Source organism: Acetomicrobium hydrogeniformans ATCC BAA-1850 (assembly GCF_000160455.2).
Classification (GTDB): domain Bacteria; phylum Synergistota; class Synergistia; order Synergistales; family Acetomicrobiaceae; genus Acetomicrobium; species Acetomicrobium thermoterrenum.
Genome location: NZ_ACJX03000001.1, coordinates 1,797,630 through 1,821,838, shown reverse-complemented (window position 1 = coordinate 1,821,838; position 24,209 = coordinate 1,797,630). Strand labels below are relative to the sequence as shown.

Below are 24,209 nucleotides of genomic sequence, written 5' to 3'. Positions count from 1 at the left end.
CACCTACTCCTCCCTGCCAAGATATGCCTCGATGACTCTGGAGTTGTTGTAAATATCCTGTGGTCTTCCCTCTGCTATTTTCATGCCCATGTCCATTGCAACTACCCAATGAGAGATACCCATGACCAAGTTCATGTCATGTTCAATGAGCAAAATAGAGAGATCCATCTCGTCCAAAAGGTTTTTAAGAAATATCATGAGGTCTTCCGTCTCTTTGTCGTTTAAGCCCGAGGACGGTTCGTCGAGGATGAGCAACTTTGGCGAAGAGGAAAGGGCTCTGGCCAACTCCAGAAGCTTTTGCTTACCGTAAGGAAGATTTTTGGCAAGTTCGTCGGAAAGGCCGGCAAGCCCTGCCTTATCAAGCCAATACATGGCAGTTTCTATGGCCCACTTTTCTTCCAATATTTGAGATTCCGTTCTCATGATCGAAGAAAAGACGTAAGAACTCATTCTATGATGAAGACCGGCCATAATATTTTCAACACATGTAAGGCCTGGAAAAAGGCGTATGTTTTGAAATGTTCTTGCAATGCCAAGGCTCGCTACTTTGTGGGGCTTAAATCCGGTAATATCTTTGCCTTCGAAGTATATTTTTCCGGAGACGGGTTTATATATGCCGGTTACGACATTAAAAACAGTAGTCTTTCCCGCACCGTTGGGACCTATTATACTAGTTATCTTTCCATGGCCCACAACTAAATCTAAGTCCTTTACAGCAACGAGGCCTCCGAATTTCATGGTAAGTTTGTCGGTTACCAAGATATGTTTTTCAAACGAGCTGGCTTCTCCGTTAACCGATTGTTTCGCCGTTGTCCGAGTTTGGTCAACGGCAACAGGTCTTATCCTTTCTTCGGCTTCTTCTGCCGATCTAACGTTTGGTATCGCAATCTCCCTCTTACGTGGCCAAAGCCCACCGGGCCGAAAAATCATGGCTAAAACCAAAGCGCCTCCAAAAAAGAGCATTCTGTAGTTTGCCACTACCCTGAATATTTCAGGAAAGACTGTGATAATACCTGCTCCTAGTATTGAACCGGGAATAGAACCCAACCCCCCCAACATGACAATGCAAAAGAGCATGGAGGATTCCATGAAAGTAAAAGTGTCAGGAGAAACTATCATTAATTTGCTAGCGTAGATGTTGCCTGCAACCCCTGCCAGGGCAGCCCCCAGGACAAAGGAGAGCAGTTTGAAGTGCCTGACATCTATACCGCTCATTTCGGCAGCTATTTCATCTTCCCTAAGGTAGTTCCAGGCCCTCCCTATGCGAGAACGTTGCAACCTGACCAAGCCCAAAATTACTATAGCCAGTATGATCCAAACGTAAAAATAAAACCTCATAGATGTATCTATTGCAAACAACCCGAAGGAGGGTCTGCCTATTCCAGTGATCCCATTTGGTCCTCCCGTAAGTCCAAAGGGATTGTTTATCAAAGCCAGCCTGACGATTTCGCCAATTCCTATCGTAACTATACATAAATAGTCTCCCCTCAAGTGTATTATGGGAGAAGTCACAATATAGGCAAAAAAACCTGCACATAGGGCACTTAAGGGTATTAACCATACGATTGGTATGCCATATAAAGTATTTAAAATAGCAGTAACATAAGCTCCAATGGCATAAAAAGCGGCATGACCAAGGTCAAATAACCCCGTTTCCCCCAGTACTATATTCAAACTCAAACCGAGCAAGGCGTATACCCCAAAGAAAAAGGCGACATCAATCCAATAAAAATTCGAAAAAAAGGGAAATGCCAAAAAAAGGGCAATGACCATCCCTAATATCAATCGAGATCTCTTATGTCTTTTATTCATCTGTTACACCTTTTCCGCAACTTTTTCGCCTATCAATCCGGTAGGCCTGAAGATTAATATCAATATGAGTATTAAAAAGGTAAACACATCTTTCCACGCGCTTGATATGTAGGCTGCTCCAAACATCTCTACCAAACCAAGGAGCAATCCTCCAAGCATTGCCGCCGGTATATTCCCTATCCCTCCCAAAATAGTTGCAGTAAAAGCTTTAAGACCGTAGTTCCACCCCATGACGAAAGAGATCTGGCGATAGTACATGCCGTTCATCACTCCTGCCATGCCGCCCAAGGCAGGGCCCAGAAAGAATATAAATAAAGTGATCTTCCCCACATCAATGCCCAACATGGAAGCCATCTCCTTGTCCAAAGCTGTAGCCCTAATGGCGGCACCAAAGGTTGTTTTTTGGACGATGTAATATAAAATCAGCATCAATACAAAGGATAAGATCAATATGAACAGCTGCATTGACGTAATATGAAACCACCCTAAAGAGATGGTATAGGTGGGAACGACGGAAGCGGGATAAGCCTGATACCTAGGCCCCCATACAGCCATTATCAAATTTTCAAGGAATATGGAAACACCCAAAGCCGAGACAACGAGTGGCAATCTTCCCGATTTTTGAACAGGTCTGTAAGCCACTCTCTCCATCAATACGCCTGCACAACCTACGGCGAAAAAAGCAAAAAGCAGGGCCGCAGCCATGCCTCCCCACAGGCCAAACCTCTGGCTTACGGCCCCGGCACTCCAAACCAAAAGAGTATAGCCCAAGTAGCTCCCAAGAGCGAATAAATCACCGTGGGCGAAGTTTATTAATTTCATCACTCCATATACCATGGAATATCCAAGAGCGATAAGGGCGTAAAATGAACCTATAGTCAGTCCGTTAAGCAACTGTTCAAGGATTATCGACAAGACAAGCCCCTTCTTTCCTGATCAGTTTTATGGTTGATAAACCACCATGTCTCCCCCTTCGGTCACCACATACATCTTGTAAATAATTCCCTTTCTATCCCCGCGTTCCGTGAAGGCGATACTTCCGGTTATCCCCTCGCAGCCTTCCATACCGGTTCTCAGTACCTCCAACATTGCCTCGGTATCGGTCGAACCTGCCTTATCGATCGCCCAAGAAAGGGCAATAAGGGCATCAGCAGCGTATACAGGCCATGGACTCGTCGGTAAGGTGTTATGTTTTTGTCTGTAAAGTTCCAGGAACCGCTTTGCCTTTGGAGTGTCCAAATCTGTAGGCATGGGTTCTTGCGTCATGAGGCAACCTTTTGCGTACTCTATGCCCGCTATCTTAACAAAATCTTCGTTAATGGCTGCGTTTCCTCCGACGAAGGGACACTTTATTCCCAATTCTCGTCCCTGACGCACCAGTAATCCGGCCTCCGGAAAGTAACCGGTAAAATACCACACATCGGGATTGGTCTCGCGTAGTTTTGTTAATATGGGTGTAAAATCTTTCTCGCCTGGTGTTATGGCATCATAGAAAACGAGTTCGGCTACTCCGGCGTCCAGGTATTCTTGAAGAGCCTTTCTAGCTTCTTCGGCAACTCCCAGGGCAAAGGTCGTATTGTCATGCATGATGGCTATACGACGCGCCTTCATCGTCCCTACTGCATATTCACTAAAGAATTGACCCTGAGTATCATCACGTCCGCAGGTTCTGAAGAAGTATTTACGTTCTTTGGCCATTGTCAACTTAACGGCAGTGCTGCCATAACCTATATCGATCATCTTGCTTGCCTCGTAAATATCGGCAGCCGGTTCGTTTACGGAAGAACCGTAAGTACCAATAACCGCTGCAACCCGTTGGGAAACTAACCTTTGAGCCGCCAATGCGCTGTCTCTGGGGTTGGAGGCATCATCAGCTACCACAATCTCGATCTTCCGCCCTCCGAGGATACCCCCCTGCTCTTGGATCATCTGAAGGGCTACTTCAACTGAATTTTTGGCCATTTCTCCTTCGTATGCCCACTGACCCGTTATAGGCGCTTGTAACCCTATCTTTATGGGCTTCTCCTCGGCTGCAACAGCTCCCACAGAAAGCACGAACAAAAAAACTATAAACAAACAAAACCACGCCTTTTTCATCTTTCCCCTCTCCTCCTTTTGGTTGTGTTCTTTATTATATTACTATGGATTTTGATTTGTTTACAAGCGAGTTGTAGTAATTATACAACATACTCTTCGCCAAACAAAAGACATGAACTCAAAACCAATTAGAGGAAAGGGATTCAGGTGCAGTTTTTATGCTAAACTAAATTCTCTAGCGACTGCTCTAACTGCTTTCTCTGCATCATATTTGGGAACCAATGTAGATATTTTGATCTCGGATGTGCTGGTGCCAAGCAATTTTACGCCTTCTTTATTAAGGGCCGCAAAGAATCTTGCCGCAACACCGGGTGCCGACTCCATACCTACGCCTACCGCCGTTATCTTTACAACTTCGTCGTCTTCTATGAGCCTATATTCGCCATATTGTGATAACACCTCTTCAACGACTTCCCTAACCCTTTCGCTTGCACCTTCTACAACAGTGAAAGTTAAATACACTTGGCCGTTATCCTTTACCGTTGAGATCATATCAAGGTTTATTTTTTTAGAGGCCAAGGCTATGAATAATTGCACCTGTGCCTCTTGTCCTCCCGGCAAGGGGCTAATAGTAAATTTTCTTTGATTTTTATCCATCGTCACTCCCGTTACCACAGGTTGCTCTAGCCATTCAGGCAAACTATCCACAACAAAAGTCCCCCTTTCGTCGGAAAAAGTAGAAGCACAATAAAGCTCGACTTTAAATTTCTTGGCTATCTCGACAGCCCTTGAATGAACGACCTTTGCCCCCATGGATGCGAGCTCCATGAGCTCGTCGTACGTTATGTATTCGTGCTTTTTAGCAGAAGGAATAATCTTGGGATCGCAGGCAAAGACTCCGGCCACATCGCTGTAAATCTCGCATTTAGTATTCAGCTTAGCTGCTATTGCAACGGCTGACGTGTCCGAACCGCCCCGTCCCAGCGTCGTGATGTCCTTCAAATCTGTTATTCCCTGAAAACCGGCGACGACAATAACGTCGTTGGTTTGAAATTCATCGAGCAACCTTTCGGCATTTATATCGATTATGCGGGCGTTGTTGAAATCGGAAGTTGTGACCATCTCGAGCTGAAAGGCATTGAAGGATACAGAAGGCACACCGATGTCGTTCAGTGCGATGGAAAGCAAAGCTGCCGTAACCTGTTCGCCTGTCGACAGCAACATGTCCAACTCACGCGGCTTTGGGGAGTCGCTAATTCTTTTTGCCAATGCTATCAGCTCGTCAGTGGTCTTTCCCATGGCCGAAACCACGACACATACTTTTTCTTCTTCCTCAACGTTCTTTTTTATCTTCTCTGCAATCTTTTTAATCTTTTCAGGCGTGGCAACCGATGAACCTCCGTATTTTTGTACGATCAAGGACATATCCCTCCAATAATTTGTCATTGCTTATAGATTCCTCAACTCCTCCACGATTTTGCTCTTTTGGGCGACGTTTTCATCTGCTATCTTTACAACCCTTGCGGGAGCACCGACTACAACGGCATTTTCCGGTACATCTTTTGTAACGATGGAGCCTGCGCCCACTATGGCACCGCTTCCTATTTTTACTCCCTCAAGGACTACGGCGTTGGCACCGATTAATACTTTGTCTCCAATGATGACGGGAGTGGCACTGGGTGGCTCTATTACGCCTGCTATGACTGCACCTGCTCCTATGTGGCAGTTGGATCCGATGATTGCCCTTCCGCCGATCACTGCGTTCATGTCTATCATCGTACCTGCTCCGATTACCGCTCCTATGTTTATCACAGCTCCCATCATTATTACGGCGCCTTTACCTATCTCAACCATATCCCGTATTACTGCCCCCGGCTCTATCCGAGCATCGTATTGAGTGAGATCTGCCAATGGAATTGCCGAATTTCTCGCTTTTACTTCTATATGATAACTGTGAATGCGTTCTTTATTGTTTTCCAATATATCTGCGATATCCTTGTAATCTCCTATCAAAACACCAAAAGCGCTACTACCCACGAATTTCGCCTTTTCAACTTCCAGGCCTTCGAGTTCACCTGCAATAAATGCCATAGAAGGGGTAGTTTTTTTCGATTCGCTTATCATCTTAATTATTTCTTGAGCTTGCATCGCAATACCTCCTCGAAGGTGTAAAATCCGGGATTGGCAGATCGGGCAAATTCCGCAGCCTCTAGAGCGCCATAGGCAAATACAGCCCTGGAGATGGCGCGATGATTGAAGGAAAGCACTTCTCCTTCATTGGCGAAAATCAACGAATGGTCTCCCGGAATGCCACCCATTCTCAGCGAATGCATCACAGCAGGTTTTTTCAATGCTTCCTGAAGCATGATGGCTGTCCCGGACGGAGCATCTTTCTTTTTATTGTGATGGATTTCGACGATCTCCGAATCCCAATCCTCAAGCAGCTTTGAGTAGCTTGCTAAAATCATTTTTAAAATGTTAACTCCCAGGGAAAAGTTGTAACTCTGCACGACCGGAACATCTTTCCCCAGTTCTCTTAACATCGAAAAGTCGTCCTCGTTCAAACCGGTGGTACCTATGACTAATGCGGACCCATTCTCTACACATAAATTGACGGTATTCGGAAGAGAACTTCTGTTGGAGAAATCAACGATCACCTCCGGCTGAGTGCCGTCGCTCCAGGTCTTTTCGGCATCCACAGTCAAACAGAGGGTATGATCGACAAAGGCCTTCTTAATTTCCTGTCCCATCCTGCCGGTCGACCCAACTAAGCCATAACGCATTGCAGTATTCCCCCTTCTGCCATAGCCTTGTCAACTTCCGCCATCGCCTTCTGCGATGCGGGAACCAAAGGAAGGCGCAGCTCGTTTTTGCACAAGCCCACCTTACTGGCGGCGTATTTCACGGGAATTGGATTCGTCTCGCAAAACAGTCCCTTCATCAAGGGAAATAGCCGCAAATGAAGCTTGCGAGCATCTTCCATATTTCCATCCAGAGCATGGCGGACCATATCTGAAGTCTCCTTGGGCGCAATGTTTGAAAGAACGGAAATCACGCCATCTCCTCCTGAGTTTACGATATGAAAGGCCTGATCGTCGTTACCGGACAAGACCGCAAAATCCTCTCTCTTAGCCTTTACTGCCCTTATCAGCGCATCGATCTGAGCCATATTGCCCGATGCTTCTTTAATTCCCACTATGTTTGATATTTCCGCCAACTTTAAGACAGTTTCAGGCATGATGTTTACTCCTGCTCTTCCGGGCACATTGTAAATAATAATCCGCCCCCCTTTTAATGCCGTTGCAATGCTCTCGTAGTGCCGAAACAACCCTTCCTGAGGCGGTTTGTTGTAGTAAGGTGTTACGATTAATACGGCGTCAGCTCCTAAAGATAACGCAGCAAGAGATGTCTCAGTTGTCGTTTGAGTACAGTTTGAACCGGTTCCGACTACAATAGGGACCTTGCCACCCACTTTATTGATGCAAAAACGTATGATTTCATTTTTCTCCGAGTTTGAGATCGTAGCTGCCTCTCCTGTGGTTCCAAGCACTACCAAAAAATCCACGCCGTTTTTGACTTGAAAATCAAGTAACTTTTCGAGGCTCTCAAAATCTACCTTACCTTCATTAAAAGGCGTTATCAAAGCAGTGCCAGTTCCCCTGAACATGTCTATCCCTCCTATATTTGGATATAAAAAAGCTCGTCCCAAAAAACTGGGACGAGCTTTAATACCCGCGGTACCACCCATCTTGAACATCCCCATGAAATAAACGCGGGGTGTTCCTCTCTTTAGCCCTTTAACGGAGGCAACCCGGACATGTACTCCGGCTACATACTACCTTTCCATGTCAGCTCCCGCAAGCTTTGGGCCTTACGGTACATCAAGAGCGCCTCTCAGCTCAGTAAACACTCCTCTCTGTTGATGCTTAACCCTCCGGCCTCTTGCGTCATCGCCGTTATCATATTAAAAAACGAGTTGCATGAATCTTACAAGGATATTTTTAATTTGTCAATGGGTCGATCGGCTCTATTTCAAATAGTGTGGAAAGATTTCTGTGGCAAGAACCCTAGCATCATCTTTCTGACGTAGACCTCTATGTTTCTAAGACCAAAAGAGATTCGTTTCAGCATCTTTACTTTCGTATTACATCCTTCGGTATAGGCGTTGGTAGTATTGTCCTCGAAGTAGTTTAAGATGGGTTCACGCCATCTTTTAAGCGTATTTGCCCACCTTCTAGCTTTTAGCATCATCAGAGGCCTTTAAGTTCATGATGACTAGCTCCAACTGCCTTAAAGCTTCTTTTTTGTCCCTTGCACTGTAAAGTTTCCTCAAAGCTTCCTTAGCCCAGTAAAAGTCCTTGAGGTTTGGGTATTGGCTTAAAAGCTCGTCTAGCTTTTCTCTTCCGCTTTCGCTTAACCGCTCAAATCCCACGAGGAATATCTTTTTGGGTATCCTTACCTTTCTTTTGTTACGTACGTCTTGTTCTATCCTTCTTGCCTCATCCATGCGTCTGTTTTTTCGTCTGCTATGATGTGGAAATGATCTACGACCACGTCAGCCTTAGGGAATAACCTCTGAGCAAGCTTCCTGAAACCCTCCTTCATGTCTATGCATACTTCCTTGACCCTTTGGCTTGGGATCTTCCTTAAAAACTCCTCCAGGGTAGAAAGGCGGTCGTCCTTTAGTATTCCAAGCACCCTCTTCGCCTTTACGTCTGTCACCACTATCACCATGTCCTGATGAGAAAAGCTGTGTTCGTCTATCCCAAGGTGAAGTTCTTCTAAGTCGTCTATTATTGATTCCGGCAAGTCTGCCATCCTCACGAAGTCCATCAACACCTTTTTAATTTTGCCGTAGGATATGCGAAGAAGCTTTGCCACCTCTTTGAAGCTCATGAACTTTAGCAACCACAGTACCCACATCTCGGCCATATTGGTAAGCCTGCTTTTTGGTCTTAAGATTTCAAGCCTTTGAGTGAAGGTGCGACCACAAATCCTGCACTTCCACCTCTGCAGTCCCTGTATCTTTAGATATACCCTCTTGCCACAGATAAAAGCATGTAGCACCCTCCTTGGTCTTGCATGGCCGTGTTTGTAAAGGTGCTTTGAGCCGCAATGAGGACAAAACGCCTTTCTCTTTTTGGCCTGAACTTCAATTACTATAAAACCTTCCTCTTCTTCAACTACCTCTAATACCTTTAGACCTTCTAATCCGAGCAGATTGGTGATATTATATTTATGGCCTTTGGCCATGGTGGTAGGAGCCTCCTTTCTTAATGGGTTTGGTTGGTTCTTACCACCATTATATTTTTCATGTCAAATTTTCCACACTAAAGATTATAGAGCCTGAGGGGATGGCTCTATTTTGCCAGCATGAATAACTAAGGTGGTAAGAATCACATTTCTCACCCAAATGAGTTGTGCTGATCCTTACCACCTTCATATTTTGGTTCAAATTCCCAGGCTAAGGATTGGGGAGCTTGGATCTTACTCCCTCTTTGTTCTTTCTAATCTTGCCCTTGCGCGCTTGCCGTCGGGATCTCCAAACCACGGCACTATGCAGAGGAATCTAAAGGGTTTGTCCGAGGCGTTTCCGTAGGAATGAGAAACGTCAGGCGGCACGAAGGCCCAGGACTTTTCAGGCAGGTCCCACGTGACTCCTTCTATGATGACCTGGCCGTGCCCTTCCAGGGTGATCAGGTAGTGCGGCCATTCGTGTTGGTGTTCGGAGATCATCCTGTTTGGCGGAAGGGTAAAGAAACGAACCACATAATCATCGAAGAAACGCTCCGGTCCGAAGACTATTCGCTTTACCACGCCTTCGCCAAGGGAAAAAGCTTTAAGTTCTGGGAGATCTTCCAGCTTTCCTGCTAAGGGTTGCTCAAGGTCTTTATTCGTCATTTTTTGGCCTCCTCCAATGACATTAATATCAAATCTGGAGTTGCCGGAATCGTCTTAAGCCTGATGCCACAGGCGTTATGTATCGCATTTATTATAGCAGCATGAGGGGCAGAAAGGGGGACTTCCCCTGTGCCGGAAGCGCCAAAGGGACCGAACTCCCTGGGAGATTCCATGTGTATCAGGCGGATATTGTCGGGTATATCTTTAATGTAAGGAAACCCGCAAGCTAAGAGGTTGTTGTGTTTTTTCACGTCCTCGAAGTTTTCCTTCAATGCAAACCCTATGCCCTGGGCGATGCCTCCGTAAAGCTGCCCTTCAACGACGGCGTAGTTATTGATCTTTCCCACATCACATGCCAGCGTCATGCGATCGACCTTTACCTCTCCTGTCGTTACGTCCACTGACACCTCTGCTAAAAAGAGGCCGAACATGTGATTGGCGAAGGGATAGCCCTGGCCTGTTTCATCGTCCATGCCCGTGCAGTTTTGAATCTCACCATTTACGTTTCTCACGGTCGCCTTGTAGTAGCCTTCGTAGTAAGTAGGTATGCCTTCTGCTATCATCTCGTCGTAAGTCCTATACGTGCCGTCAGGCTTTCGCATTGCGTCAAGTAGTTTTCGGCAACTGTCTATGATGGCCATCCCGACCATGACCTGAGAACGACTGGCTGCTGCCGCTCCACTGTTGGGAGCCTTGGCTGTATCGTTGCAGACAAGTTTTATTTGATCAGGCCTTAAACCTAACGGCCTTAGCGCCTCGTGTGCCGTGCCGACACAACCCATGTCTGCTCCCTGTCCGTGATCTTCCCATGTGTTGTAAAGTATTACTCCGTCTTTGGTCAGCTCGATATGGCTGTTTGCCTCGTCGGGGCCGTCGTCGTTTGAGTTGTAAATACCTATGGCTACGCCTACGCCTCGCTTTATCTTGTCGTTTGACAAAGCGGCAGCTTGCTTTTTGGCCTCTTCGTAAAGGGGCCGTATATGAGTGATCATGGTCTGAAGCGGATAAACTTCCGGTCTTTGACCGCTAGGTAGCGTGTCACCTGGCTGAATTAAATTCTTCTCGCGGAAATCCAAGGGATCCATTCCTACCCTTTCGGCCAACATGTCTATAGCAAGCTCTCCTCCGAAATAGGTTTGAGGTCCGCCATAACATCTAAAGGCCGTGCACCATTTATGATTGGTAAATACGGTGTAACCGCAACCCCGGATATTGTTTACCCTGTAAGGCGCAAGCATGAACTGTCCGCCCTTGTTGGTTAAATCCTGGCTGGATTCGGAATACGGTCCATGGTCTACGTACCAGGTGTGTTCAAGGCCTACCAGCTTGCCATTTTCGTCTGCCCCTACACGAATCCTCATCAAAAATGGCGACCTCTTGGGCGTGCGAACGATGTGCTCTTTCATGTCGAGTCTCATATAAACGGGCCTTCCCGTGGCGATTACACATGCACCAATTAAGTGTTCGTTTGTTGGGCCGACCTTGTAACCGAATGTGGCACCCATATTATTTTGTATGACGCGGATCTTCGAAGGGGGTAATCCCAAACCGCGGGCAATCATGAGTTGATGGCGGTACACACAAATGCTTTTAGTCTGAAGCACCAGACGGCCTTCTTCGTCGAAATAGCCGAATCCGCAATCGGTCTCTATCGTCAGATGGGGCTGTCTTGAACTGTAAAATTCATCATCAACTACGTAGGGGGCTTTGTCCAGATCTTCCCTGGGGTCTTTGCCCTTCTTTATGGGTCGTTTGTTGAACACGTTAGGTATTCCGTCTATATCGGGTATGTCCTCATGCACCTTTACGGCATTAGGTGTCATGGCGTCTTTGACGTTTAAAAGCGGGGGCAGCTCTTCAATCTTTACTTTTACAGCGTCGGCCGCTGCCCTTGCGTGCTCTTCTGTGTCGGCACACACAATGGCAACTGCCTCCCCCCACTGACGGATCTTGTCTCCTTCTTCTACGAGGATTCGGCGTTCCCATCCGTTGGTCGTAGCGGTCTTAGATCCCACCTGGCCCCTTATTCTGTTCGTGCCCTTATTTGCGTAGATGTCCGCTGCCGTTACGATCTTATATACCCCGGGCATCTTTTCTGCTTCGCTGAAATCTATCTTTTTGACTATGGCATGATGAGTTTCAGGACATACGCAGGCAGCAAATAACGTCTCATCAGGCAGCTTTAACGCCACGTCATCGCCAAAGTCCCATGTACCGGTGGCCTTATATACTGCGCTTGGCCTTGGATAATGGCTTCCCCATATTTTCCCGTCTCGTGCAAGTTCCGAGAAATCCGTCATTTGTTCTTCGCCGCGCAAGACTTTAGCAGCAAGCATGACTGCATCGACAATCTGGATGTAACCGGTGCATCTGCAGGCGTTTCTGTTCTTCTGAAACCAATCGCGAACCTCTTCTCTGGTCGGGTTTGGGTTTTCGTCAATCAAGGCCTTGGAACTCATTATGAAACCCGGCGTGCAGAAGCCGCATTGTATGGCACCCGTCTTTACGTATGCCCACTGAAGGGCGTGGAGCTTGTCCGGCGTCCCTAAACCTTCGATGGTCTGAATTTCAGCGTCTTCAGGCACCTTATCCCATCTTACGATGCAGGAACGTACGAGTTTGCCGTTCATTATAACTTCACATGCTCCGCATTGTCCTGATCCGCATCCGAGCTTCGTTCCCGTTAGCCCGAGTTGTTTTCGAATTATGTTGACCAGCATGGCCTCGGGGGAGGCAACTACGTGGTGGGGACATCCGTTGACCTTGATGCTTTTTCTTAAATACTGTTTCATGGTTTCCCTCCTCGTTTTTTCGAACGCCCTAAAGCTCAAATATGGCAAACTTCGACCCGCGTAACCTCCTTTCTTTAAATTACTAATTTGCCATACCAGCCTTAAAGCATCCATCTAACGCTAAAGGAGGTTGAAAAAAGGGTCGTCTCTTTAGGAGGCGACCCTTTTCAGCCAAAGAAAACTTACATCTGTGTCTGTAAGCACTCTTCAGCGTCTCCTCCTTTCCAAACATGGGAGGCATCTTCGTTTCCAAAGATACCCATTGGCCAGAAACCATGGATCCCATGAAGGGTCTTTAGGTTAAATGGCTCGGAGCAATATGTGTATATTTTATACACGTAATCGTAGCATCAATAAACGTTTTATTCAAGATAGTTTATTAATCAAAAAAAGAAAATTTTACCTTTTACAATAACAATAAATGCAACATTGTTGCATAACATGGCCGATTATGAAAGTTTTCGCGGATACATGAGCAGCTTAAAAATATAATACAAAAAGGAGCCTTACAGGAGTTAAGTGTCAATGAAGGAATTGGCATCTTTCGTAGTATTTTACTTCAATTACTATAATCGTTAAATAGGCAAAATTAGACAAGTTTTATAATACTATTCATCGCGAAGCCTAAGCAATCTTTCTGCGTGGACTACAGCTTCTTTTATTTCGCTAGTACCCGACAACATCCTCGCAATTTCCTGCACCCTTTCCTCTTCGTTTAACTCTTTGACGTAAGATTCCTCACCCTCCTTTGTTACCCGAAAATGCTGGTCCGCAAGGGATGCAATGGTAGCCTCATGGGTTATGAGTATAATCTGGCATTTAGTCGAAAGCTCCTTAAGCTTAAGGCCGGCCAACAGAGCAGCCTTGCCTCCCAACCCGGCTTCCACTTCATCGACTATCAGCAATTTGGGCAGGGTTTCCTCCGGTAATGCCATTTGCAGTGCCAACAAAATTCGACTCAATTCCCCTCCTGAGGCTATTTTGGAAATAGGTGACGGCGCATTGCCGTTTGCCTCTATCATAAAACTGATCGATTCCGCTCCGCTGGATCGAACCTTCTTCAATTCCTCAACTTTGATCGTAAGCGTAGTAGTCTCCATTCCAAGATCCTTTAAATGAGAATTGACGGCTTCTTCTAATTCCTTCGCTATTTTAATTCGAGAAGCGCGTAGATCAAGCGCGTGCTGGCTCACGTCTTTTTTTAATTTGCTTAGCTCGTCTTTTAATCTTTCCAGTTCGACGAGACTTTCGGATAACCAGGATATTTCCTTTTGGGCGGTATTGTAATACTCTACAAGCTCTTCAATAGATGAGGCTTTAGCAATACGTTTGCACTTTCTAAGCTTTCCGAGTTTTGTCTCCAATTCTTCTTCTTTGTGCTGCAATTCTTCGATTGTTGGAGTGCTTTCGAGAACTTCTTGTATCTGATGAGTCAATTGTTGCAGGCTTATTAAAAGATTTTGAACAGTACGATCTATTTCTTCCGAATTCAAGATTGCTTTAAGCCTCCCTGAAATACTTTCCACCTCGCCCTCCAAACCGCCCGAGGCAATACCGCCTTCTATAGCAATTAATATCCTTTCCAGCTCTTGCCTTCGACTTATCTCGTCTCTTATCATCCTCAGTTCATCTTCCCATTCGTATTCGCTGGAAAGCGAGGGATTCAACGACTTCAATAAATTGGTTAGCTCATCTGCACCGTTATATCTTTCCTCGACTGACTTACGCCTCTGGGTGAGCTCCTGAATACGTCTTTCCATTTCTACGGCCCTGTGGAATACCGTCGCCATATCCATCTTCTTTTGTTTCAATTCTAAGCCACCGTAACTATCGAGCAAGTCAAGCTGGCTGTTTTCGTCCAACAGATCCAATTGTGAAAATTGACTTTGAATATGGATAAAATGCACCATTGCCCTGGAAAGGATGTTAAGCGGCACGACATGACCCTGAATGTAGGATTTGCTTCGCCCCTCAGATGTAACCACACGCCTTACTACCCATATTCCCTCCTGAGGCTGAAGTTCCTCGGGCAATGAGGGAATGTGATCAGCCTGAAAGGCTCCTTCCACCTCGCCGTTATCTTCCCCTACTCGTAAATAATTAGCCTGTGCCCTTTTTCCTGCCAATAACTCAAGGGCCCTCACTAAGCTGCTCTTCCCCGACCCGCTTTCGCCAGTGATGGCTATAAAGTTACCCCTGAGCCTCAAAGATGCTGTAGTTATACCGCCTATGTTCTTGACATGAAGTTCTTCGAGCACTACCAATCCTCCTCGCCCTGACGCACGCTTACGTTACCCCACTGCAATTTCTCCCTCAAAAGGTCGAAGTAATTATCTTCTTTGAGCTCGATCGTTGAAACGCATTTATCTCGGGCAATTGATATGTCTATCCTATCCTTAACCATTAGCTCGTAACCCAGTTGTCCGTCTTGAGTGAGATATATCTCCTTCTGATCGCTTTTGGGTATAAGAGATATTGTGTCCTCCGAACCCAGCACTAAAGGTCGGGCATATAGCGTATGAGGGCATATGGGAACCATGACCATCGCATTTACATGGGGAGGTAAAATAGGCCCGCCAGCGGAGAGAGCGTAAGCTGTAGATCCTGTGGGAGTCGATACGATAATTCCATCCGCGGGAAGCAGGCTCAAAAAGTAATCGTTTACTCTCGACTCGACCTCGATCAACCTGGCAAGCGGTCCCTTGGTTATAACTAAGTCATTGAGGGCGTACAATACGTGGACAAGGCTTCCCTTTCGCGTCACGCTGCCCTTGAGAGCCTGACGCTTCTGTATCCTGTATTCTCCGGACAAGATCTTTTCAATTTCCTCTTCAGCATTATCGGGATTGCCCGTCACCAAAAAACCCAGACGCCCGACGTTAATGCCGTACAATGGAATATCAAAATCCATCACCATACGAGAGGCCCTGAGAAAGGTCCCATCTCCACCAATGACAACGCCAAATTTCACCGGGTTGGTTTCAATGTTCCAATCGAATTCGGGCAACCCAAGCATGGCCGACTCGTGAGATGGAGCCACAAAGCCGATCGTCCTTTTTTTACCCCATCCTATCAACCTGTATGCCAGGTTAAGTGCCGTTGACTTTCTAGTATTCACGATTAAAAGAATTTGATCCATAAAATGTACCTCATTTCGACGTCAATTAAGTTCGTCATGGGCAGCAAGGACGGCTTCATTAAAGTTCAAAGGGCTTTGCTGTATTTTCCTGGGAGTCAAATGTAATAGAAATTCGATGTTTCCCTTTGGACCCTTTATTGGAGAATGCGTCAGCCCCGATGCATTAAATGGGACATTCCGTTCTATCCACAAAATAAGATCGCGTAAAACTTCTTCGTGCACCTTTGGGTCTGCTACAACTCCGCCTTTGCCAACCCTTTCCCTTCCTGCTTCGAATTGCGGCTTCACCAAAGCTATTATATCTCCACTTTTTGACAGCAGATCGACTAAGACGGGAAGTATTAACTTCAACGATATGAAGGAAACATCGACGGTAATTAAGTCGGCGTCCTCGTCAAAATCTTCTCTTCGCAAATATCTCGCGTTTGTCTTTTCCCTCACCACAACACGCTCGTCCTGCCTCAAAGACCAGGCCAACTGGCCGTAACCTACATCAACTGCATATACCTTTTTTGCGCCCCTCTCGAGCAATACATGCGTAAAACCTCCTGTGGAAGCGCCAATATCGATACAAACCAAACCTACAGGATTCATGCCAAAAATGTCTAACGCCTTGAGTAACTTATGAGCTCCCCTGCTTACCCAACTATCCTGTCGGACTATTTCAATATCGCAATCAATATCGACGAAGGTGCCAGCCTTTGAAACAAGCTCGCCATTTGCCTTAACCCTTCCCGCTAGAATCAATGCCGCTGCCTTATTTCTCGTATCAACAAGTCCTCGATAGATGAGCAGTTTATCCAATCGCTCTTTCGAAGTGTTCACTAACCCTTTTCACCACCTCATCGCTGCTTAATCCAACATAACGAAGCTGTTCATCTCTTGCCCCTTGAGGAACATAAATGTCAGGAATTGCGATATGAATCCAATCCAGGCCTTTATTTACGTCAAAGGCAAACTTGCTCAATTGTTCGCCTACGCCCCCTATACTATAGGTCTCCTCGGCAATTACGACACAAGAATGGGCAGAAAACAACCTCTCAAGCGTCTCTAAATCCAATGGCTTTATAAATCTCAAGTCAACCACAGTAGGATTTATGTGTAATAAATTATTGATTTTATCGCAAGATTCCAGAAGGATAGGCATAGTGCCCCCATAGCCAATCAAAAGGATCTCTTCCCCCTGTCTCAAGATTTCGGATTTGAGCCATTCGAAGGGTTGATCCCCATCTCTTCTACCTAGAGAAAATGGGGCCTCTCCCTTTGGATACCTTATTATGGCCGGCAAAGCACTATGCTCAATTAAGTGGGCGAATATATATTCCAAATCTATTACATCCCGGGGCGACGCAATGGTCAGTCCCGGGACCGATTTATACCAAGAGATATCGAGCAGCCCATGATGTGTTTCGCCATCCTCGCCGACAAGCCCGGACCTATCTAAGGCAACAAGAACCGGCAACCTTTGCATAGCTATATCGTGATATAGTTGATCTGCCGCCCTCTGCAAAAAGGTAGAATAAATAAAGACGACCGGTCGCAATCCTCCCGCTGCCAAGCCGGCAGCATAGGTAAGCAAATGCTCTTCTGCAATACCTACGTCAAAGAATCTTCCCGGGAATTTCTTTTTAAATCCTGTCAAATTGCAACCTTCCTCCATTGCAGCGGTAAGACAAATAATTCTGTCATCGTTTTCCGCAAGTTTCTCAACGCATTGAGCTGAAGCCTTGCTCCAGGATAAAGAGGTGGCCGAGGAATTCGGCTTTTTCGCAGACACTCCATGATATTTGGTTGGGTTTTCTTCGGCCGGAACGTAACCTTTGCCCTTTTGGGTTATAACGTGTATTAAAACTGATTCATCAAAGGCTTTGGCCAGTTTGAATACCTCTTCAAGCTCTTCTATGTTGTGTCCGTTGAAAGGTCCCCAATAGTTAATGCCCAAAGCTTCAAATATGTTGATCGGCTGAAACATTGTCTTTACCTGGTATTTCATCTTCTTTAACGCCTCTGCGACTAGTGCGCTACCCAAGGGCAATCCCTCGCAAAGCGACTTTATAGCATCCTTTGCCTTTCTATACGAAGGATTAGTGCTCAAGTGGCTAAGGTGTTTAGCTAAACCGCCGATTAGAACATTTATGGACATTTTATTGTCATTTAAGATTATTATCACTTTTGTCTTAAGTTCATCGATCTGGTTTAACGCCTCAAAGGACATGCCATTCGATATGGAAGAATCTCCTACTACAGCAATGACTTCATGTTTTTGGCGCAAAAGATCGCGAGACTTGGCATATCCCATCGCGGCTGAAATGGACGTACCTGCATGGCCGGTGTTAAAGTGATCGAAGGAGCTTTCCTCTCTTTTGGGAAATCCGCTAATTCCTTCCCATTGCCTCAGCGTGTTAAATCGATCCTTACGTCCCGTCAATATCTTATAGGTATAACATTGATGGCCAACATCAAAGACAATCTTGTCCTCCAATGGGTCGTAAACTGATAGCAGCGCAACGGTTAATTCGACAGTCCCCAGAGATGAGGCTAGATGTCCTCCGTTTTCCGTAGCCACATCTATGATCATTTGTCTTATTTCGTTGCAAAGCCGGCTCTTTTCTGTATGCTTCAAATGGCGAAGGTCCCTGTAGTCTTTGATTTTACCTAAATAATTCAATGACAAGGCTTATTTAGACCTCCTCGCAATATATTCCGCAATATCTAGAAAAACTTCGAAATCAGGTCCTAATGGAAGAATCGAGTCTATTGCTTTTTTCGTTTCTTCCATGGCCAACTCCTTCGCTCTTTCCAAACCGTGAAGGGCGACAAACGTTAGTTTGCCCTCCTTAGCGTCTTTTCCTGGCGTTTTTCCAAGCTCTGAAATGGTTCCCGTTACATCGAGTATATCATCAATGATCTGAAAGGAAATGCCGAGATGTGTCCCATAATTATGTAAACATGACATTGTTTTTTCACCAGCTCCGACGAGTGCAGCCGAAGCGGTGATGGAAGCACGAAGCAAGGTGGCCGTTTTAAGCTCGCACATTTTCCACAAAAACTCCTCCTCTCCTTCGTGGCCTTCCTGTGTTATATCGAGAGCCTGCCCTCCACATATTCCACAGGGTCCAATGGCATGGGAGAAAATTTTAAGGGCGTTAAGTATGTTCGATTGGGTAAAGCCAAGTCTCGGCAGTTCTTGCAAGCATAATTCGAAGCCGTAAGCCAACAACGAATCTCCTGCCAAAACGGCCATTGCTTCGCCATATACTTTATGGTTCGTTAGTTTTCCACGTCTATAATCATCATTATCCATGCAGGGAAGATCATCGTGAATTAAAGAGGCAGTATGTGCCATCTCTATGGCGGCCGCTAAAGGCAACACTCCATCGGGGTCAATGCCAAGTTTTTCGGCGGTTATTTGACACAGGACAGGCCTTATCCTCTTCCCCCCATTCAAAAGCGAATAGGCAATACATTGACACAAGACCTCCGGAATCTCGTCATTGTTGAGTATATTCTCCAAATAGGTATCTATTTTTTCTTTTTTCGACTCAAAGATTTGTTTTAGTTCAACATTACTCAATTTTCACCCTCCTCTCGAGGTTCCCAAGGGGTCTCGTCACCTTCTTCGCTTACGAGCATTATCTTTTGCTCCGCCTCGGCAAGATAGGCCTGACAACTTCTCACCAAGGCAACTCCTCGCTCAAATATGCTCATTGCCTCCTCAAGAGGAAGCGCCTCCTTTTCCAGTCGTTGTATTATCTTTTCTAACTCTTCAATATCTTTTGAAAACGACATTTTCACTCCCCCAAACTGGACTTTTCATTTGATTTTTTGCTCTCATACATGCTAAAATACCCTCGCCGTTTTATATTGCAAAGGAGGTAACTTGCCATGTCTCGTGTATGTGATTGTTGTGGACGAGGTCCGATAACCGGGAATAAGGTTAGTCATTCCAATCGCAAAACCAGGCGTCGTTGGCTGGTAAATTTGCAGGTCGTTAACGTTGATCTCGGTGGTGGTATCAAGAAGCGGATGAAAGTCTGTACTCGTTGTTTGCGCTCCGGTTTGGTCAAGCGGGCAATTTAAAAGCCCGCTTTTTATAATATTCATTTTGGGCCCAGACATATATATACTCCAACACAACCGCTATCGACCTTTAAATCAACTTCTCGTTCATCGTTTATCAACTCGTTACTGACGGCAAAGGGTTCATCGAGCCTCAACGTAGCATTATCCAGTTCCCATTTAACTTTTTTTATGCTAACCCCGTGAGAGCACGGGGTTAGAGACAAAAGGGAGATAGCAAGAGGCTTATTGTAAAAATGCAATTTCAATTCCTCCCCGCCCCTTAGCAGTATAAGGGATTCCTCTTCGTCAAGAAAACCAGCAGCATCCACTCCCCATTTTTCTGCCAATCGCAAGCTAAAAATATTGCTCAAAGAGTGGTCCAATCTGCCGCCTAGTCCCGCCGTAACAAAGACAGATACCGACCTACCGTAACTTCTGCTAATTTGCATTATGGCAAGCTGTAAGTCGGTGTAATCTTTGTCTTTTGGATATCTGTAAACTTTCGCTCCAGCCTCCTCAGCCCATGCCCAATCCTCCAAAGGAGAACTGTCTCCGTCGCCGACAATCGCTTTAGGTATGACATTTAATTTTCTGCAATAGGTAACTCCTCTATCGGCTACCCAAACGTCAAAACATCTCGTCGTAGCTTCCAGCCATGCGTCACTTGGAGGCTTTCCGCCTGCTATCAGTAAAACCTTGCAGTCACGAAAGGAGGGGGTTCTACGCATCGAAAAAGAATCGACTTCAATCAATTCCACTGCTTTCACCACCCAACGCTTCGGCCAAAACCTCCCTTGCCTTACCTTCATCGAGAAGTATTTCCCTAGGTTTAGATCCCTCCTGAGGACCGACTATGCCCAATTGTTCCATGGTATCGATAATACGTGCTGCCCTTGTAAATCCAATCCTAAGTTGACGCTGAAGTCTGCTGGCAGAGGCTATACCTGTCGCCAAGACAACTTCAACGGCTTCTTCGAGCAGAGGATCGTCCAAATAGGCAACCTCATGGCTCGTCTGCCCCTCCTCCGATATGTTGATATATTCTGGTTCCCCAAAGATGTTAACGGTGTATTGTATAAAGCGATTTATAGTGTCCTCATCCACCCATGGAGCTTGGATTCTGACGGGTTTTGCGTACTTTGGAGACAGAAAAAGCATGTCACCCTTTCCAAGGAGCTTCTCGGCGCCTCCTACATCGAGGATTGTTCTTGAATCGGCCTGGGATGGCAATGCGAAGGCCACTCGAGCTGGAATATTTGCCTTAATCAAACCGGTCACTACATTGACCGATGGTCGTTGCGTAGCCAAAATAAGGTGAATCCCCGTTGCCCTTGCCATCTGAGCTAACCTGCAAATATAATCTTCTACTTCTTTAGGCGAAGTCATCATTAAGTCTGCCAATTCGTCTACTACAATCACGATATTGTAGAGCCTATCCTTCGGTAAAACCTTCTCGTTGTAAGACACGATATTTCTTACTCGTGCTTTTGCAAAGAGATCGTATCTCCGCTCCATTTCGTTAATAGCCCAAGCCAGGGCAGCCACTGCCTCCTTTGTCTCCACTATTGGCGAAGCCAGGACATGAGGAAGCTTTTCGTAAAAGGTCATCTCTACTCTTTTGGGGTCTATGAGAAGCAGTTTAACTTCATCTGGACGCCTCTCGAAGCACATTCCAATCAAACAAGAGGAAATAAAAACACTCTTACCCGATCCGGTTGTTCCCGCCACGAGCAAATGAGGAAGGCTCTCAAGCCCAACCACCATGGGAGTGCCGTCTACGTTCAAGCCAAGCGGTAAAGGCAATTCATATTTTGAATGCGTAAAGTTAGGAGACTCTATGACCTCTTTCAAATGTACGGCCCTTCGCTTAGGGTTCGGTATCTCTATGCCCACATAAGGCTGTCCCAGTATCGGAGCTTCCACTCTGAGACTGGGAACTGCTAAAGCCAATGCCAGATCGTTCGACAAAGCCGCTATCCTGCTGACTTTTATTCCAGGTGCTATTTGTATACGAAATTGAATTACCGTAGGCCCCTGTACTATATCCGCTAACTCCGCTTCTATTCCAAATTCGGCCAAAGTATCGATTATCTTGGCCCCGTATCGCTCCAAAGTGGGCTTGATATCGGCAGTTATGTCGTTGTCAACGGCTGCCCCCAATATATCCAAAGGTGGAGGAAACTTTCCAGGTTCCACATCGGGAGGTAACACAAAACCGTCTTCAGCGTCGTCAACTTCAAACGCACTATAGCCATCTTCGCTAATTTCAGAAACAATATCATCTGCCTTTTCCCCGATTACAGACGATAGAGGAAGCCCAATATCGGCAACTCTTTCGCTTACCTCTTTGGCATGATCGCGAAAATCGATCGCATCATGGGACTGAAACCCATAATCGATGGATTCGGATTTGTCACGTCTGCTCCTCTTTCCGAATAAAGATAGATAAAAATCTTTTAATTTACGGCGAAGCCTTGAAAAAGGTAATTTCAAGGCTGAAATGAACTCCGTGAAATCTCCCTTTCCATGGAGAAAAAAAAGCGTGATTGCCAACATCAATCCAAAAAGAGAAATACCAAGAGGTCCAACGCTTTGAAGCGATATTGATGCAATGAAATAACCCCAGGTTCCGCAAAAGGTTATATCAAAAGTGTTTGGATTATTTATGTATATCAAACCGAGGAATAGCTCGAGAATCAAAAAAGACAAAAACACTATACCAGTTTGAGCCAATATGGCCGAAACCTTTCGCTTAGCCAAGAGCACAATACATATATAACTTAAATAAAACAGCGGAATTAATGAGGCAAGACCCCATTTTCCCGTTAGAAACTCCTTTGATCGCTCGCCGATAAAGCCTGTCCATGGAGTAAATATGCTTGTAATTAGGTAAATAGTAACGAAAAGAAGAAGAATCAAAAGAAATTCGAACATCCTGGTTGCTCTTTGCATCCTAACATGGCATCTCTCTTCGTTAAAAAAGTCAACAAAGGCTGCTTTCAGGGTATGAGTCAATCCGCCTACCCGCTCTTTAATTCCTCTTTTATTCGTTTTTGACCTGCCTTTTGCCCTTCTCGAATAGCGGTCTGACATTTAAATATCGCTTCCTCCTACGACTAGCTCTTTTATGAGAACTGTTGGCTGACCATCCGTCACTGGAACGGATTGGCCGTTTTTTCCACAAAAGCCGACATCAAGTTCTAGATCGCTTCCAACGGCCAAAATATCTTTCAACACTTGAGGCCCGTTCCCAACCAGGATAGCACCTTTTACCGGAACGGTTATCTTCCCATCCTCGATGAGGTATGCCTCTTCCACATTAAAGACAAAATCACCGGTTGTGGGATCCGTCTCACCGCCACCCATCTTTTGAGCGTAAAGCCCGAAAGAAACTCGCGAGATGATTTCCCCCTTTTCCATATTTCCCGGCAAGAGAAAGGTATTTGACATCCTGGTTATGGGATAAGAAGTATAGGATTCCCTTCTTCCATTGCCAGTCAGGGGAAGTCCCCACATTTTATTACAAAATACGTCTGCCATATACGCCTTTAATATTCCATCTTCAATCAAGATAGTCCTTTGGGCAGGCGTGCCCTCATCGTCAAATTTATACGACCCAAAAGCACCTTCGATAGTGGCATCATCTATTAATGTAACGGCCGGATTGGCAACCACTTCACCAATCCTATCCTTAAAAACGGAGCGATTTTTATAGACTATATCGCCTTCCAAGGCATGGCCACAAGCCTCATGAATCATCGTCCCCCCTGCCTCTCCTGATAGAACTACGGGTATCTTCCCTGCTGGACAAGGAGAACATTCTGGACCAAGCAAGGCCCTTTTGGCAGCTTTTAAAGCTGTTGACGTTGTATCCGTTCTTTCTAAAAACTTTGCAAAAGGAAGGCTGAATCCTCTTGACTCGTACCCCGAAAAGAGCTTGCCGTCTTTTTCCACGACGATGTGGGCAGAAAAGCGAGATGAATACCTGGTATCTCTAACTAAATCTCCCCGACTGTTAATAATAGTTATTTCTTTTTCAGAGGTGCTCAGCCTTAAGGTTACCTTTTTTATATATTTACTTTCTTTTACGAGATTATGATGTATTTCCCTTAACATAGCGCTATCAATTTGTGCATTCGTAAGCTGTTCCTGTTTTACAAGGGGTTCCGGCGCAGGCATGGGTAAAGGGCAATTGATATTTATCGTTTTAATGACATCATCAACTAACTTTACTGCCACATCGGACGTAATACCGTGAACGTGACCATAGTGAGTCTTTCCGTCGCATAGGAGACGAAATCCGCTACCTCCGGCGCTTCCTGATGTTATCTCTTCAGTTCTGCCATCTTCAACAGATATGCTATGGCCAAAAGAACTCTGGATATAAAGATCGCAAAAAATATCTTTTTTGCGTCCCAAGGAAATTAGTGCTTCGACAAGAGCATTAACAGACAAAGGGATCACCC

19 protein-coding genes, 1 pseudogene and 1 riboswitch are annotated in these 24,209 nt (G+C 45.6%); of the genes and pseudogenes, 1 reads left to right on the top strand and 19 read right to left on the bottom strand.

Going from position 1 to position 24,209, the window contains the following annotated elements; genetic code table 11:
• Positions 1-3: 3 nt before the first annotated feature.
• The 16 genes and pseudogenes from HMPREF1705_RS09085 to HMPREF1705_RS09005 form a co-directional block, all read right to left on the bottom strand.
• A complete protein-coding gene (locus HMPREF1705_RS09085) occupies positions 4-1,812 on the bottom strand; it encodes a branched-chain amino acid ABC transporter ATP-binding protein/permease (protein WP_040347998.1) in 1,809 nt (602 codons plus the stop codon).
• Between the two features lie 3 nt (positions 1,813-1,815).
• Positions 1,816-2,727, bottom strand: coding sequence for a branched-chain amino acid ABC transporter permease (locus HMPREF1705_RS09080; protein ID WP_009201089.1), 912 nt, complete (start codon positions 2,725-2,727; stop codon positions 1,816-1,818).
• 27 nt (positions 2,728-2,754) lie between these two features.
• Positions 2,755-3,909, bottom strand: coding sequence for a branched-chain amino acid ABC transporter substrate-binding protein (locus tag HMPREF1705_RS09075; RefSeq protein WP_009201090.1), 1,155 nt, complete (start codon positions 3,907-3,909; stop codon positions 2,755-2,757).
• Between the two features lie 156 nt (positions 3,910-4,065).
• Positions 4,066-5,274, bottom strand: coding sequence for an aspartate kinase (locus HMPREF1705_RS09070; RefSeq protein ID WP_040348000.1), 1,209 nt, complete (start codon positions 5,272-5,274; stop codon positions 4,066-4,068).
• 24 nt (positions 5,275-5,298) lie between these two features.
• The gene (gene dapD, locus HMPREF1705_RS09065) at positions 5,299-5,997 is read right to left on the bottom strand and encodes a 2,3,4,5-tetrahydropyridine-2,6-dicarboxylate N-acetyltransferase (protein ID WP_009201092.1); all 699 of its coding nucleotides are present in this window, start codon (positions 5,995-5,997) and stop codon (positions 5,299-5,301) included.
• Positions 5,979-6,632, bottom strand: a complete 654-nt coding sequence (locus HMPREF1705_RS09060; protein ID WP_009201093.1) for a 4-hydroxy-tetrahydrodipicolinate reductase — start codon at positions 6,630-6,632, stop codon at positions 5,979-5,981. Before HMPREF1705_RS09060 ends, dapD begins: the two co-directional genes overlap by 19 nt.
• Positions 6,617-7,516, bottom strand: a complete 900-nt coding sequence (gene dapA / locus HMPREF1705_RS09055; RefSeq protein WP_040348002.1) for a 4-hydroxy-tetrahydrodipicolinate synthase — start codon at positions 7,514-7,516, stop codon at positions 6,617-6,619. Before dapA ends, HMPREF1705_RS09060 begins: the two co-directional genes overlap by 16 nt.
• A gap of 365 nt (positions 7,517-7,881) precedes the next feature.
• Positions 7,882-9,102, bottom strand: a pseudogene (locus HMPREF1705_RS11290) (ISL3 family transposase).
• 234 nt (positions 9,103-9,336) lie between these two features.
• Positions 9,337-9,750, bottom strand: a complete 414-nt coding sequence (locus tag HMPREF1705_RS09045; RefSeq protein WP_009201098.1) for a cupin domain-containing protein — start codon at positions 9,748-9,750, stop codon at positions 9,337-9,339.
• Positions 9,747-12,542, bottom strand: coding sequence for a molybdopterin-dependent aldehyde oxidoreductase (locus HMPREF1705_RS09040; protein ID WP_040348005.1), 2,796 nt, complete (start codon positions 12,540-12,542; stop codon positions 9,747-9,749). Before HMPREF1705_RS09040 ends, HMPREF1705_RS09045 begins: the two co-directional genes overlap by 4 nt.
• 201 nt (positions 12,543-12,743) lie before the next feature.
• A riboswitch (molybdenum cofactor riboswitch) is annotated at positions 12,744-12,869 on the bottom strand.
• Between the two features lie 281 nt (positions 12,870-13,150).
• Positions 13,151-14,800: a DNA repair protein RecN gene (locus HMPREF1705_RS09030; protein ID WP_009201101.1), complete on the bottom strand. Its 1,650-nt coding sequence runs from the start codon at positions 14,798-14,800 to the stop codon at positions 13,151-13,153.
• A complete protein-coding gene (locus tag HMPREF1705_RS09025; protein ID WP_009201102.1) occupies positions 14,800-15,681 on the bottom strand; it encodes an NAD(+)/NADH kinase in 882 nt (293 codons plus the stop codon). The genes HMPREF1705_RS09030 and HMPREF1705_RS09025 overlap by 1 nt, the downstream gene beginning before the upstream one ends.
• 21 nt (positions 15,682-15,702) lie before the next feature.
• The gene (locus HMPREF1705_RS09020; RefSeq protein ID WP_040348007.1) at positions 15,703-16,506 is read right to left on the bottom strand and encodes a TlyA family RNA methyltransferase; all 804 of its coding nucleotides are present in this window, start codon (positions 16,504-16,506) and stop codon (positions 15,703-15,705) included.
• Entirely contained in the window at positions 16,478-18,355 is a 1,878-nt protein-coding gene (gene dxs / locus HMPREF1705_RS09015) for a 1-deoxy-D-xylulose-5-phosphate synthase (RefSeq protein ID WP_050767856.1), read from the bottom strand. Before dxs ends, HMPREF1705_RS09020 begins: the two co-directional genes overlap by 29 nt.
• Before the next feature lie 3 nt (positions 18,356-18,358).
• A complete protein-coding gene (locus tag HMPREF1705_RS09010) occupies positions 18,359-19,255 on the bottom strand; it encodes a polyprenyl synthetase family protein (RefSeq protein ID WP_009201105.1) in 897 nt (298 codons plus the stop codon).
• A complete protein-coding gene (locus tag HMPREF1705_RS09005) occupies positions 19,252-19,470 on the bottom strand; it encodes an exodeoxyribonuclease VII small subunit (RefSeq protein WP_009201106.1) in 219 nt (72 codons plus the stop codon). The genes HMPREF1705_RS09010 and HMPREF1705_RS09005 overlap by 4 nt, the downstream gene beginning before the upstream one ends.
• A gap of 96 nt (positions 19,471-19,566) precedes the next feature.
• Between HMPREF1705_RS09005 and rpmB the strand changes: the two genes are divergently transcribed.
• On the top strand, positions 19,567-19,761 hold the full coding sequence (gene rpmB, locus HMPREF1705_RS10660; protein ID WP_071804931.1) for a 50S ribosomal protein L28: 195 nt from the start codon (positions 19,567-19,569) through the stop codon (positions 19,759-19,761).
• Positions 19,762-19,781: 20 nt separating this feature from the next.
• On the opposite strand, the gene HMPREF1705_RS08995 is transcribed toward rpmB, so the two are convergent.
• The 3 genes from HMPREF1705_RS08995 to HMPREF1705_RS08985 are packed head-to-tail and all read right to left on the bottom strand — an operon-like array spanning position 19,782 to position 24,207.
• On the bottom strand, positions 19,782-20,501 hold the full coding sequence (locus HMPREF1705_RS08995; protein WP_242603579.1) for a thiamine diphosphokinase: 720 nt from the start codon (positions 20,499-20,501) through the stop codon (positions 19,782-19,784).
• The gene (locus tag HMPREF1705_RS08990; RefSeq protein ID WP_009201109.1) at positions 20,488-22,836 is read right to left on the bottom strand and encodes a DNA translocase FtsK; all 2,349 of its coding nucleotides are present in this window, start codon (positions 22,834-22,836) and stop codon (positions 20,488-20,490) included. Before HMPREF1705_RS08990 ends, HMPREF1705_RS08995 begins: the two co-directional genes overlap by 14 nt.
• Positions 22,837-24,207: a TldD/PmbA family protein gene (locus HMPREF1705_RS08985; RefSeq protein ID WP_009201110.1), complete on the bottom strand. Its 1,371-nt coding sequence runs from the start codon at positions 24,205-24,207 to the stop codon at positions 22,837-22,839.
• Positions 24,208-24,209: the final 2 nt, after the last annotated feature.